This window comes from Agromyces sp. Marseille-Q5079 (assembly GCF_051016555.1).
Lineage (GTDB): Bacteria > Actinomycetota > Actinomycetes > Actinomycetales > Microbacteriaceae > Agromyces.
Genome location: NZ_JBPEJF010000007.1, coordinates 58,164 through 71,282 on the forward strand (window position 1 = coordinate 58,164; position 13,119 = coordinate 71,282).

Annotated in this window: 13 protein-coding genes; 7 read left to right on the top strand and 6 right to left on the bottom strand. The window is 72.2% G+C overall.

Going from position 1 to position 13,119, the window contains the following annotated elements:
* Positions 1–85 precede the first annotated feature (85 nt).
* The 5 genes from ACR3IO_RS15260 (at position 86) to ACR3IO_RS15280 (ending at position 5,134) form a co-directional block, all read left to right on the top strand.
* On the top strand, positions 86–919 hold the full coding sequence (locus tag ACR3IO_RS15260; protein ID WP_434072073.1) for an alpha/beta fold hydrolase: 834 nt from the start codon (positions 86–88) through the stop codon (positions 917–919).
* 234 nt (positions 920–1,153) lie between these two features.
* Positions 1,154–1,894 carry a DUF4097 family beta strand repeat-containing protein gene (locus ACR3IO_RS15265; protein ID WP_434072074.1) on the top strand — a complete coding sequence of 247 codons (741 nt, stop codon included), beginning with the start codon at positions 1,154–1,156 and terminating at the stop codon, positions 1,892–1,894.
* A 116-nt stretch (positions 1,895–2,010) separates the two neighbouring features.
* Positions 2,011–2,802 carry a hypothetical protein gene (locus tag ACR3IO_RS15270; protein WP_434072075.1) on the top strand — a complete coding sequence of 264 codons (792 nt, stop codon included), beginning with the start codon at positions 2,011–2,013 and terminating at the stop codon, positions 2,800–2,802.
* A 101-nt stretch (positions 2,803–2,903) separates the two neighbouring features.
* Positions 2,904–4,379, top strand: coding sequence for an APC family permease (locus ACR3IO_RS15275; protein ID WP_434072076.1), 1,476 nt, complete (start codon positions 2,904–2,906; stop codon positions 4,377–4,379).
* Positions 4,376–5,134 (top strand): IclR family transcriptional regulator, encoded by a 759-nt coding sequence (locus ACR3IO_RS15280; RefSeq protein WP_434072077.1) that lies wholly within the window; start codon positions 4,376–4,378, stop codon positions 5,132–5,134. The genes ACR3IO_RS15275 and ACR3IO_RS15280 overlap by 4 nt, the downstream gene beginning before the upstream one ends.
* 22 nt (positions 5,135–5,156) lie before the next feature.
* Here ACR3IO_RS15280 and lepB read toward each other — a convergent pair whose 3' ends face one another.
* The 6 genes from lepB to ggt all read right to left on the bottom strand — a co-directional run bounded on the left by lepB (position 5,157) and on the right by ggt (position 12,061).
* Positions 5,157–5,699: a signal peptidase I gene (gene lepB, locus ACR3IO_RS15285; protein ID WP_434072078.1), complete on the bottom strand. Its 543-nt coding sequence runs from the start codon at positions 5,697–5,699 to the stop codon at positions 5,157–5,159.
* Positions 5,696–6,361: a DUF305 domain-containing protein gene (locus ACR3IO_RS15290; protein ID WP_434072079.1), complete on the bottom strand. Its 666-nt coding sequence runs from the start codon at positions 6,359–6,361 to the stop codon at positions 5,696–5,698. The genes lepB and ACR3IO_RS15290 overlap by 4 nt, the downstream gene beginning before the upstream one ends.
* Before the next feature lie 63 nt (positions 6,362–6,424).
* On the bottom strand, positions 6,425–8,362 hold the full coding sequence (locus ACR3IO_RS15295) for a hypothetical protein (RefSeq protein ID WP_434072080.1): 1,938 nt from the start codon (positions 8,360–8,362) through the stop codon (positions 6,425–6,427).
* A gap of 11 nt (positions 8,363–8,373) precedes the next feature.
* The gene (locus tag ACR3IO_RS15300; RefSeq protein ID WP_434072081.1) at positions 8,374–9,123 is read right to left on the bottom strand and encodes a hypothetical protein; all 750 of its coding nucleotides are present in this window, start codon (positions 9,121–9,123) and stop codon (positions 8,374–8,376) included.
* A 138-nt stretch (positions 9,124–9,261) separates the two neighbouring features.
* Positions 9,262–10,062 (bottom strand): LLM class F420-dependent oxidoreductase, encoded by an 801-nt coding sequence (locus ACR3IO_RS15305; protein ID WP_434072082.1) that lies wholly within the window; start codon positions 10,060–10,062, stop codon positions 9,262–9,264.
* Between the two features lie 100 nt (positions 10,063–10,162).
* Positions 10,163–12,061: a gamma-glutamyltransferase gene (ggt, locus tag ACR3IO_RS15310; protein ID WP_434072083.1), complete on the bottom strand. Its 1,899-nt coding sequence runs from the start codon at positions 12,059–12,061 to the stop codon at positions 10,163–10,165.
* A gap of 229 nt (positions 12,062–12,290) precedes the next feature.
* Between ggt and ACR3IO_RS15315 the strand changes: the two genes are divergently transcribed.
* Positions 12,291–12,728, top strand: coding sequence for an Lrp/AsnC family transcriptional regulator (locus ACR3IO_RS15315; protein WP_434072084.1), 438 nt, complete (start codon positions 12,291–12,293; stop codon positions 12,726–12,728).
* A gap of 2 nt (positions 12,729–12,730) precedes the next feature.
* The gene (locus tag ACR3IO_RS15320; protein ID WP_434072085.1) at positions 12,731–13,117 is read left to right on the top strand and encodes a GntR family transcriptional regulator; all 387 of its coding nucleotides are present in this window, start codon (positions 12,731–12,733) and stop codon (positions 13,115–13,117) included.
* Positions 13,118–13,119: the final 2 nt, after the last annotated feature.

Here is a 13,119-nt window from a genome sequence, read left to right on the forward strand (position 1 = left end):
CTAGACAAGTTGGAATCTTGGCGCTATGGTTTCGTCATAACCACTTCAGCCGGAGAAACCGGTTAGAACGAACGAGGAGCAGCACATGTCGACCATCACCGTCGGAACCGAGAACAGCACTCCCATCGAGCTCTTCTACGAAGACCACGGCAGCGGCCAGCCCGTCGTGCTCATCCACGGCTACCCGCTCAACGGGCGCTCGTGGGAGAAGCAGGCTGCGGCGCTCCTCTCGGCCGGCTACCGCGTCATCACCTACGACCGCCGCGGCTTCGGGCTCTCGAGCCAGCCGACGACCGGGTACGACTACGACACCTTCGCCGCCGACCTCAACGTCATCATGGAGACCCTCGACCTCCGCGACGCGGTGCTCGTCGGGTTCTCGATGGGCACCGGCGAGGTCGGCCGCTACCTCAGCACGTACGGCAGCGAGCGCGTCGCCAAGGCGGGCTTCCTCGCGTCGCTCGAGCCGTTCCTCCTCCAGACCGACGACAACCCCACGGGCGTGCCGGCGTCGGTCTTCGACGGCATCTTCGAAGCCGCCACCACCGATCGCTACGCGTGGTTCGACGACTTCTACCAGAACTTCTACAACCTCGACGAGACCCTCGGCAGCCGCATCAGCGAGGCCGCCGTACGCGCCAGCTGGAACGTCGCGGCGAGCGCCTCCTGGTTCGCCTCCTCGGCCGTCGTGCAGTCCTGGCTGACCGACTTCCGCGGCGACATCGAGAAGATCGACGTGCCGGCGCTCATCCTGCACGGCACGGCCGACCGCATCCTCCCGATCGACGCGACCGCCCGCGAGTTCGTCAAGCGCCTCCCCTCGGCCGACTACGTCGAGATCGAGGGCGCGCCGCACGGTCTGCTCTGGACCCACGGCGCCGAGGTCAGCGAGGCGCTCCTGGCCTTCCTCGCCAAGTAGTCGGGCCGGCCGGCCCTCGCCACGGAGCACGTCCCGGCATGTCCGGGGCGTGCCCGGGCAGGTTCGGTGACCTCGCCCATGCGGGTCGGCCTCGACCCGGGCGGTCGGATGTCGCGAGCCTCGCTCCGGCGGGTGCTCCCCCACTGCGGACTCCGGGGGCATGCCCCCGTGCGGGTGGGACGGAGGCCTCGTTATGGTCTGAGACAGGGCGGGAAGCCCACGAGGGGGACGACGATGATTCGCACAGCACGCACGATCGCGATCGGCGCCGTCGCCGTCGCCGCGGCCCTGACGTTCAGCGGATGCGGGCTCCTGGCCCCGCCCGAACGGTTCAGCGATGACGAGACCCTCGACGCCCAGGTGCACACGGTCGAGATCGACGAGCCTGCCGGCAGCGTCATCGTGAAGGGCTCCGGCGAGGGCGCCGACCTCGAGGTCGAGCGCACGGTCTCCTACCGGGGCGAGCGAACCGTCGGGGCGACCTTCGAGGTCGACGACGGCGTGCTCGTGTTGAGCGGATGCGGCCGCAACTGCGTCGTCGACTACACGATCGAACTGCCGGCGGGCGTCGACGTGCGCGGGGCGACCTCGAACGGCGCGATCGAGCTCACCGGGGTGAACGAGGTCGACGTCTCGACGAACAACGGGCGGATCGAACTCGACGACGTCACCGGCGCGATCGAGGTCGAGACGAGCAACGGCCGCATCGAGGGGCGCGGCCTCGCCGGAACCGGCATCCGGGCGTCGACCTCGAACGGGGCGATCGACCTGCGGCTCTCCGCCGCTCAGGATGTCGAGGCACGCACCTCGAACGGGGCGATCGACCTCGTGGTCCCGACCGAGGGCACCGGCTACCGGGTCACGACCGAGACGTCGAACGGGTCGGTCGACGTCGACATCGACGAGGACTCCGATGGCGAGTTCGCGCTCGACCTCGCCACGTCGAACGGGTCGATCACCGTCACCGGTCGCTGACGGCCGGCTCCTCGGGCACCGAGGTGCCGCGCCCAGAAGGTTGCCGCAGCCCGACCGGTGCGGGATCCTGAAGGGGACCCGACACCGCGACGGTCGCCGCCCCACAGACGACCGGCATGGAGGACGTCATGGTGGGCACCGGCGGTCAGGACGACGACTCGCTTCCGGATGCCTTCGACGAGCACGATGCCGAGATCGCCCGCCTGCAGCGCATCGCCTTCGGCTCCGGAGCGACGGATGCGGAGCGCGAGGCCGCGGTCCGCGAGCTCGCCGAGGCGGGTTCGCCCGACGGCTCGCCGATGCTCGCCGTGCCCCGATCGGCAGGACCCACGATGGCCCGATCGGCGGAGGACGCCTCATCCGCCGGCGCGGCCCCGGTCGCCGCCGCATCCGCGGTCGCCGAACAGGCCCCGACGCGGATCCGGTGGGCGATCATCGCCGGCGCGATCGCGCTGGCCGCGGGCCTGCTCATCGGTTGGCAGCTGGACACGCGCGAGCCCGCCCTCGAACCGGCCGCGCTCCTCCCCACGGGATCGGCCGAGCAGGAGCTCACGTACGCGGAGTACCTCGAGACCCTCCCGCTCGTCGCCGACGCGGAGGCGTCGGAGGCCTTCGCCCGCGTGGCGGTCCCGAGCGATCAGCTCCCTGCGTCATGGGTCCGCGACGGCTTCTTCCAGGCGCGCCTCCTGGTCGCCCTTCCCGACGGCACCGGCGTCTTCGCCGCACGGCGCGAGGCGGAGGTGTGCCTGATCGTCGCCTCCGCCTCCGAGGGCGGCCAGAGCCGGTGCACGGAGAACGGTCGATTCCCCGAGACGGGGATCCGGGTCATCTCGATGCAGGGCGAGGGCTGGTTCGACGTCACGTGGGCGCCCGACGGCACCGTCTCCGTCACGTCGGACACCCGATGAGCTCGGCGCTCGACGTCTCAGTGCGGGTCACATCGGCGTAACACGGCGCTGACCACGGTGAAACGGCCGCAGAATACCGTTCTGTCACCGAGGAGGCACCGATGAGCGCACTGAGCGACGCGATCGCGCGGCGCATGCCCGACTCGAGCCTCGGCCAGGTGTCGCCGCTGCACGGCCTGCGACGCGGCTCGGTGACGACCCTCGACCTCGTCGCGCAGTCCGTCGCCGCCGTCGCCCCCGCCGGCGGCCTGCTCATCCTGACCGGCGGGCTCGTGGACCGCACGGGATCCTTCGCGTTCGTGACGCTGCTGCTGACGGCCGCGGCCGTGATCCTCGTGGCGCTGTCGATGTCGGTGTTCGCCCGGCGGATCTCCGCGGCGGGCGGCATCTACACGTTCGTCACGCGCGGCCTCGGGCCGGTCGCCGGGATGATCGCGGGCGTGGCCCTGCTGCTCGGCTACGCGGGGGTCTCGATGGACACGCTGCGGAGCGCGGTGCGCCGGCTCGGCGTCGCGTTCGGCGACGACGGGCAGTGGGCGTCCGGGAGCGTCGCGACCGTCGTGCTGGTCGTCGGCATCGGCGCGGCGATCACCGCGATCATCGGCCTCGGCGCGAAGACGTCGACGCGCGTCATGCTCGTGGTCGAGGCCGTCGTGGTCACGGCGCTCGTCGGGCTGTCGGTCGCGGTGCTCGCGTCGACCGGCTGGAAGGCGCCCGACGTGCTGCCCGACCTCGCGGCCGCACCGTCGCTCTCCTCGTTCGCGGAGGGCATCGGCTTCGCCCTCATCTGCTTCGTGGGCTTCGAGAGCGGGGCGGCGCTCGGCCCCGAGAGCCGCCGCCCGCTCGCCACCGTGCCCCGGGCGCTCGTCTGGACGATCGCGGCCGTCGCCGCCGTCTACCTGTTCGGGATGCTCGCCCAGCTCTCCGCCGTCGCCGACGGGAGGGATGCCGCACTGCTGACGGATGCGGACCTCGTCGCGAGCCCCTGGTTGGGCTCCCTGATCGAGGCCGTCGTCGCGGCATCCTGGATCGCCTGCACCCTGGCCTGCACGAACGCGCTCGTGCGGCTCGTGTTCACGATGGCCCGCGAGGGTGTGCTGCCCACGGCGCTCGGACGCACGTCCGCCAGGTTCGCGACACCGCACGTGGCCGCCCTCGCCGTCGGCACGGTGATCATCGCCGGCACGCTGCTGCTCGTCTGGGCGGGCCGGGAATCGCTCTACCGCGACGTCGTGCACCTCTCCCAGAGCATGGCGTTCATCATCGCCTACCTCGCCGTCTGCGCCGCGGCCGTCCCGTACCTCGTGCGCATCGGGGAGTTCAGCCTCCGGGAGGCCTGGCCCGCCGTGCTCGGGACCCTGGCGCTCGCGGGCGTCGCGGGCACCGAGGTCCTCGCCGAGGCGAGCGAGGACCCGACGGCGCTCTGCGTCCTCCTGGCGGTCATCGCCGTCGCGACGCTCGCGCACCTGCTCCGCGTGCGGTCGGGCTCGGTGCTCGCGGCGCGGGTGGGGGCGTACGACACGCCCGTGGCATCCGACGCCATCTCCTCCCCGGTCGCACCACCCCCGCGCTCGTGAGCGGGACGTCGGGCGGCGGCGTCGCCCTCGCGCTGGCCGTGCTCGAGGAGGTCGCCCGCGGCGGGCCGACCCTGTCCGCGAACCGCATCGCCCAGCTGCTCGGGATGCCGCGGGCGAGCGCCTACCGCCTGATCAACTCGCTCACGAGCGAGGAGTACCTGCTGCGGCATCCGACGCTCGACGGCTTCGTGCTCGGCGTGCGCGTGGTCGAGCTCGCGCACCTGATCGCCCCTCGCCGGGCCGATCCCCTGCCCGAGGTGATCGCGGGGCTCCGCGAGCGCACCGGGGAGGCCGTGCACTTCGTGCGGTACGCCGGCGGCCGGGTGACGATCGTCGACGAGGACCCCGACCTCCCGCTCACCTCGATCGACCGCACCCGTCGCCAGCTCGGTGCGACCGCGATCGGCCGGCTGCTCATCGCCGAGTTCCCGCCGCTCGAGCCGACGTCGGACCCGACGGCGGCGAAGGCGGTCGCCGAGTCCGCACGCGCGTCGGGCATCTCGATCGAGGAGCGACGGCGCATCGCCGTGGAGGTCGCGCGGCTCGGCTACGCCCGCAGCACCGAGCCCGAGCCCGTGGCCCGCGCATGCATCGCGGTGCCGGTGCGCTCGCCCGACGGCGACCTCGTCGCCGCGGTGGCCCTCACGATCGCGGGCGACGACCTCTCGCTCGCCGAGCGCCACCTCGCCGCGCTGCAGGCCGCGTGCGGCGAACTCGCCGCGATCGCGTACCCGGTGGGCTCGACCGCCGGCTGAGCCTGCGGGCGGATGCCGCGGCTCAGCCGCCGAACGGAACGACGAACCGCACCGTGCCGAGCACCGACCCCACCGGGACGCTGCCGAGGTAGCGGGAGTCGATCGACGCGGCCCGGGCGTCGCCGAGCACGAACACGGCGTCGTCGGGCACCGTCTCGTCGAACGCGAGCACGCTCGCGAGCCCCTCGTGGGGAACCCGGTAGTCCTCCTCGAGCGGCACGCCGTCGACCGTGAGCTCGCCGCCCGCAGTGCAGCAGGCGATGCGCTCGCCCGGAAGACCGACCACGCGCTTGACGAAGGTCGTCGAGGCCTCGCCCCGGCCGAGGAGTCGGGCGACGCGGTCGCCCCATCCGCCCGGGTCGGCGAAGACGACGACGTCGCCGCGGTGCAGGTCTCCTCCGCGCTGCCCCGCGGCGACGACGAGGTCGCCGACGTCGATCGTCGGCGACATGGAGTCCGAGTCCGCCCGGTACGCCGCCGCGCCGCTCGCCACGACCGCCGCGCCGGCCGCGAGGCCGACCGCGAGCACCGCGGACGCGAGCGGGACGAACGTGCGGCGCCTCACAGGTCGCCGCGCCGCAGGATCATGGCCTCGATCTCGCGTTCCTGCTCGGCGGCGATGTGCTTGGCGAGGGTGCGGATGTAGCTGTTGGCGCCGTCCGCGATCGCCGCGTCGGCCATCTCGAGCGCGCCGCGGTGGTGGGCGATCATGAGGTCGAGGAAGCGCGCCTCCGCCTCCGCACCCGAGAGCGCGTCGAACTCGGCGATCTGCTCCGGCGTCGCCATGCCCGACATCAGGCCGCCGCCGTGGTGCATGACGCCGACCCCGTGCCATGCGTCGATCCAGGCCTGCATGGCCGTGATCTCCCGGGTCTGGTCGGTCTCGATGAAATCGGCGAGCGACCGCGAGAACCCGTCGATGCCGGGCGTCGCCGCGAGGATCCGGGAGAGCTCGACCGCCTGCTCGTGATGCGGGATCATCATCATCGCGAACAGCATGTCCGCGTCGTTCGGGACGTCGTCGACGCCCGACGCCCGCTCGCCGAGCACGGGCTGCACGCTCCCGTCCTCACGCGCGGATGCCGCCATCACGGTGCTGCCCGGTGCGCGGTCGACCAGCTCCTCGGCCCGGGCGCGATCGGATGCCGCGAGCCACGGTCCGAGCACGGCGGCGCCGCTCATGAGGATCGCGGCGAGGGCGATGGTCGTGGCGACAGGTCGTCGCATGGCGCTCCTTCGGGGTGGATCGGAGGCGGCGGCCCGGCGGATGCCGGACCGCCGCCCGGTGGATCAGGCCGACGCGACGCCCGCGCGTCGCCGGCGCCTGGCCAGCAGCAGTCCGCCGGCCGCCAGCAGCACGACGGCCGCCGAGGCCGCGCCGATCGGGAGCGCCGTTCCGGTGAAGGCGAGCATGCCGCCGTCATCGCCCGACGCGGCCGCGGGCGCTGCCGCCGGCGTGGCCGCCACGGTGACCTCGACCTCGGCGCTCAGGCCCGAATCGACGCCCGTGACGACGATCGTGTGCGCACCCGACGGTGCCGTCGCGGGCACCTCGAGCGTGCCCGCGATCGCGCCGTCCTCGTCGGCGGCGAGGGTTCCCACCGTGATCGGGTCCGAGTGCAGCACGACCTCGACCTGCTCGCCCGCGGCGAAGCCCGCGCCCTCGAGCTCGAAGCCCTCGCCGGGCGAGAGCTCCGTCGACGAGATCGTGAGGCTCGGCGCATCCGGGTCCCCGCCCTCGCCGGGCTCGGCCGGGTCGGTCGGCTCCGGGGAGTCGGTCGGCTCGGTCGTGACGGGCGGGTCGGTCGGCGTGGTCGTCGCGGGCGGCTCCGTCGGCTCGGCGGTCTCCGTCGGCTCGGGATCGGTCGGCACGACGACCTCGCACGGCGACTCGTCGCTGTGGATCTCCCCGCCCGGGTCGCCGTCGATGCACGAGCGGCCCTCGGGCGTGCTCATCGACTGCGCCGTCCAGTCGCGCGGCATGATCGAGAACGACTGCCAGTGCGTCTGCATCGGGCTCTGGTCCTCGTCGCGCACGACGTGGTGGAACCCGCTGTTGACCCACGCGACCGGGTCGGTCAACGCGGCATCCGCACTGTTCGCGACGTAGTCGAGCACGCTCAGGTTGGGGCACGCGGGGTTGAGGTTGTTGCTCGCGTACTCCTCGCAGGCGGCGTAGTTCGTCACGCTGATGAGCGGCTGCGTGATCGGGTTGCCCTGGTAGAGCTGCGAGCCCGGGAACACGAACTCGTAGGAGCGCGCGTGGTTGTCGGCGTTGCGGCTCTCGGGTGCGACGACGCGCCACCAGGTCGTGTCGGCGGCGGGCACGAGGTTCGCCGGGTGCTCGATCGTCGTGGCGGTCGTGTGCATCAGCGGGGCCTTCTCGCCCGCCTCGCCGAGCGTCGAGTCGTACTGCTCGACCTGCTGCAGGGCCTGGCCGTCGAGCCCGAAGTCCAGGCGCCAGAAGGCGTTGTGCCAGTGCGAGGCCGCGTAGTTCGCGGCATCCGTCCCGACGGGCCAGCCCGTCGTGGCGTCGGCGTCGAAGTCCTCGTACGAGATGTCGCCCGTCGCGCCCAGGTTGAACGAGATGGCGCCATCATCGGTGAACTCGACCTTGGTAGCGTACTCGTACCAGTCGACCTTCGAGATGATGCTGAGGTTGAACGCCTGGCCCGTCGTCGTGAACAGCGGAGCATCCTCGATCGAGCCCCACGTCTGCTCGTGCGAGCGGTACGCCAGGTCGCGCGTGGTGTCCGTGATGCAGAGCGCCGGGATGGTGCGCAGGTAGTTCGTCGTCTCGCCGCGGCGCGTGATGCTCCACGCCTGCCCGTAGTCGCGGAGCGTGCCGGTGCTGCACTCGGCCGCGCTGAGCTTCTGCAGGTACTGGTTGCCGAAGCCGTACGAGGTGATGTCGTTCCACACGTTCTTGCCCGTGTCGTACGGCACGTTGAGCTGGCCGAGGCTCACCGAGTCGAGCACGCGGCGGAACGAGTCCTCGCCGGGCGCCTTCACGGCCACCTGCTCGAGCATGAGTCCGTGCTTGCTGTCGATGCGCCAGCACATCTGCCACTCGGTGCCGTTGTCGAACGACTTCTCGATGCGGGCGTCGCCCGAGCAGTTGACGGTCGGCGCCGCAGCCGTGGCCCACGTCACCGGGATGACGGCGAGGCCCGCGGCGACGGCGACGGCCGCCACTCCGACGGCCATCGCGCGGGAGATCCTCTTCATGGTCGCGCCCCTCACTTGATGCCGATCACGGACTCGGTGGACAGGTCGACGACGAATGCCGTCGTGTCGAGGTATCCGCCGCCCGGCACGCGGAACTGCATCTCCACGCACCGGTCGATGCTGCAGGCCTCGGCGCCGAGGGTTCCGGCGTCGGGGACGAACGCGCCGCCGGTGACGGCGAGCTGGTCGATGGAATCGAGCTCGTCGCCCGTCACGGCCGCGAACTCGGCGCGCACCGCGGCGCTGGCGGCAGGGTCGCCGAGGAACACGCCGAAGGCGTAGTCGACCTCGTCGGGGCTCGTCGGCGGCTGCACGCCGCCCTTGGCCGTGCTCTCGACGCTGCCGTCGGTGAGGTCGACGGTCTGCAGGAACGTCTGGTTCGACGTGTAGTCGAACAGGAAGACGTCGACCAGCCGGTCGGCGGCGTCGACGTCGCGGGTCGAGATGTCGACGGAGAGCACCTGCGGCGCCGACGAGCCGTCGACCGAGGTGACGTCTTCAGGAACGCTCGCATCGGTGCTCGCGAGGTGGATCGCGTAGCTGAGCTCGTCGGGGCTGAGCGGGTCGCGAGGCTCCCCGAGCTCGGGCTTCGCGGTGACGGCCTCGAGCTCGCGGGTCTCGGAGTTGTCGGCGCCGGACGCGCCACTGACCGCGGGGATCGCCATGAAGCCGCCCACGACCGCGGCCGCGGCGACGACGCCGCCCCCGAGGATCAGGTACGGCAGTCGTCTCGTTCGGGTGTTGCTCGGTGGTGATTGCATCGAACCTCCTGGACACTGTCATTCGCGAAATGCGAACAGCGCGAACCTAGGAAGTCCGTGTTTCAGCGGTTCGGAGCGGTGTGTTTCGTCGGCGTGAATCGCGTTGGGACACCGCAGCGGAGCTGGTGGGCCGAGCGCTCAGCCGTTCTTCGCGTCGCGCCAGGCCAGGTACTCGCGCACCGCCGTGAGGTCGTAGTCGGGGCCGCTGATGCCGAGCGTGAAGAGGCGCACGCCGGCCTCGTACAGCGCGTCGGCCTGCTCGAGGTCGGCGGTGCCGCGGTGCAACTCGTTCGACACGGTGATCTCGGAGATGTCGCGGCCGACCTCGTCGCCCCAGCGCTTCAGCACGTCGAGCTTGCGACCGAGCTCGTCGGGCGCGACGAACGAGTGCCAGATGTCGGCGTGCTGCGCGACGATGCGGAGGGTCTTCTGCTCGCCCTTGCCGCCGATCATGACGGGGATCTTCCGGGTCGGCGCCGGGTTGAGCTTCGCCCAGCGCGCCTCGATGCGCGGCAGCGCGTCGGCGAGGGCGTTCAGTCGCCCGCCGACCGTGCCGAACTCGTAGCCGTACTCGTCGTAGTCGCGCTCGAACCATCCGGACCCCGTGCCGAAGATGAACCGGCCCGCGCCGCCCTTGGAGCTGATGTGGTCGAGCGTGCGGGCCATATCGGCCTGCAGGTCGGCGTTGCGGTACGAGTTGCAGTTCACGAGCGTGCCGAACTCGATGCGCTCGGTCTGCTCGGCCCAGGCGCCGAGCATGGTCCAGGCCTCGAAGTGCAGGCCCTCGCGGTCGCCGCTGAGCGGGAAGAAGTGGTCCCAGTTGAAGACGACGTCGGCGCCGAGCTCCTCGAGGCGGAGCACCGTGTCGCGGATCGCGGTGTACTGGGCATGCTGGGGCTGCACCTGGATGCCGAGGCGCACGGGAGAGGTAGGGCTCATCCTCCAAGCCTAGGTCCGCGTGCGACGGCGACCACCCGGTTGGAGCCGATCAGGTGCGCCCGACCGGATGCCGCGTGGCACGCCCCTCAGCGGTTCGCCCTCACCGGCGCGGCCTCACCACCAGCGCGGTCCCGCCGCCGCGGCGCACGGGCTCCGCGGCCGCCGTCATCGTGCCGTCGGGAGCGACCTCGATCGCCGCGGCGGCGCCGATCTGCGCGGCCGACGTGAACCGATCGCCCGACGGCGTGAACGTCTGGCCGTACGCGCCCAGCGCCGCGCCGTAGGCGTCGATGAACTCCGGCTCGGCCGGCGTCACCGCGGCGTTGCGCTGCGAGGCGCGTGGTGCGGCCACGGCCTCGGGGAGGGTCATCCCGAGGTCGATGCGGTTGAGCAGGATCTGCGTGACGGTCGTGATGATCGTCGCGCCGCCCGGGGAACCCAGCACGTACCGCACGTCGCCGCCGTCGAGCACGATGGTCGGCGACATGGACGACCGCGGTCGCTTGCCCGGCTGGATGCGATTCGGGTCGGTCTCGCTGTAGACGGTCGAGAAGTCGGTCAGCTCGTTGTTGAGCAGGAACCCCCGACCGGGCACCGTCATCGCGGATCCGCCGGTCTGCTCGATCGTGAGCGTGTACGCGACCGCGTTGCCCCACCGGTCGACGACGGAGAGGTGGGTGGTCGACACGTTCTCGGTGTCGGCCGGCTCCGCGGCATCCGCCGTCGTGCAGCCGACGGCATCCAGCGCGCCGGGCGCGACCGGACGCGCGGAGGCGGCGGACGGGTCGATCGTGCAGTCGCGGGCGTCGGCGAAGCCCTGGCTCAGGAGCGTCTCGGTGGGCACGTCGACGAAGGCCGGGTCGCCGACGTAGGCGTTGCGGTCGGCGAACGCGCGGGCGGTGGCCTCGAGGAACAGGTGCAGGCTCTGCGCCGTGGCCTCGGGGGTGTCGCCGGACAGGTCGTGGTTCTCGAGGATGTTCAGCGACTCGCCGACGGTCGTGCCGCCCGACGAGCTCGGCGCCATGCCGTAGACGTCGAGCCCGCGGTACTCGACATGGGTCGGGGCCTGCTCGACCACCTCATACGCGTCGAGGTCGGCCGCCGTGAGGGAACCGGGCGGGGCCGGCAGCGGCGACGCCGGGTCCTTGCGCGGATGCTGCACGACGTCGGCGATCTCGCGGGCGAGGCGCCCCTCGTAGAAGGCGTCGGTTCCCCGCAGGGCGATGAGCCCGAGCGTCTTCGCGAGGTCGGGGTTGCGGAAGGTCGAGCCGACGACGGGGGCATCGCCCTTCGGGAGGAACAGCTTCGCGGTGTCGGGGAAGGCGGCGAACCGCGCCTTGTTGTCGAGGGTCTGGCTGCGGAACGTCTCGTCGACCGTGAACCCGGTCGCCGCGACCGCGATCGCGGGGGCGAGCATCGTCGAGAGCCGCTTCGTGCCGAACCGGTCGAGCGCCGCCTCCCAGGTCGCGAGCGTGCCGGGCACGCCCACGGAGACACCGGATGACACGAGCTCGGGCGTGAATCGGTAGGGCTGGCCGGTGGCCGGGTCGATGAACGCATCGGTCGGCATCTCGGCGGGCGCGGTCTCGCGTCCGTCGATGGTGGTCACCTCGCCGGTCGCCGCATCGAAGTGGACGAAGTACCCGCCGCCGCCGATGCCCGCGCTGTACGGCTCCGTGACCCCGAGCGCGGCCGCGGTCGCGACGGCGGCATCGGCCGCGTTGCCGCCGAGGCGCAGCACCTCGACGCCGATGCGGCTGGCGACGGCGTCGACGGAGGACACCGCGCCGCCGGATCCCACCGAGGTCGCCTGCGGTTGCGGCGACCACCGCGGGGAGCCGGCTACCGGCACGCCGGCAGCGCCGGCATCGGCTCCGATCGCCGGGGCGGACACGGGCTGGATGGCCGCGGTGGCCGGAGTCCCGACCGCGAGGAGGCCGCCGACGGCGACCCCCACGATCGAGAACGTGAGCGCGCGTCGCGCCGTCACCTGGTGCATGGAGTCCCCCTCGATTCACACGACACTGGCCGATGCGGTCACGCTACGGCCGGCGACCGCGGACCGCGAGGGGTTGCCGCTCGGGCACGGCCGTGGAAGGCTTCGCCGTTCGGCAATCGGGCGACCATCTGGGGCGCGCCGGCCGGGCCCACGGACCCGCGGCAAATCGCACGCAACATTCCCGCGTCAAGGCCTGTTCCCGCGCAACCGATCGTCGTACACTCCGAGGATGGACAACCTCGATCGCGCCATCCTCGACCTGCTCCGCCAGAACGCGCGTGCGGGCTACGGCGACATCGGGTCCTCCGTCGGACTCTCCGCGAGTGCGGTCAAGCGCCGGGTCGACCGGCTCGTCGCCGACGGCGTCATCCGCTCGTTCACGATCCAGGTCGACCCGGCGGTCGACGGCATGTCCACCGAGGCGTACGTCGAGCTGTTCTGCCGCGGCACGGTCGCACCCGACGAGCTGCAGCGCATCCTGCAGGGCGTTCCCGAGGTCGTCTACGCGGGCACCGTCACGGGCAGCGCCGACGCGATCGTGCAGATCCGTGCGCGCGACATCGCCTCCCTCGAGGACGCGCTCGAACGTGTGCGCGTCGCGCCCAACGTCGACCACACCCGCAGCGCGATCGTGCTGTCGCGACTCGTCAACCGCAACCGGGACTGAGCATGACGGATGCCGCGGGCGGCCGCCTCGCCGTCACGATCGACGCCGAGGCATCCGCACCGCCCTTCGAGCAGGTGCGGCGCCAGGTCGTCGACGCCGTCGCCGACGGCTCCCTCACCCCAGGCACTCGGATGCCGACCGTCCGCGCCCTGGCCGCCGACCTCGGGCTCGCCGTGAACACCGTCGCCAAGGCGTATCGGGCGCTCGAGGCCGACCACGTCATCGAGACCCGCGGCCGCGCCGGAACCTTCATCTCGGCCACCGGCGACCCCGCCACACGCGAGGCCCAGCTCGCCGCGATCGCCTACGCCGACCGCGTGCACCACCTCGGGCTCGACGACGCCGACGCGCTCGCACTCGTCGAGGCGGCCCTCCGCGCGAAGCGCTGACC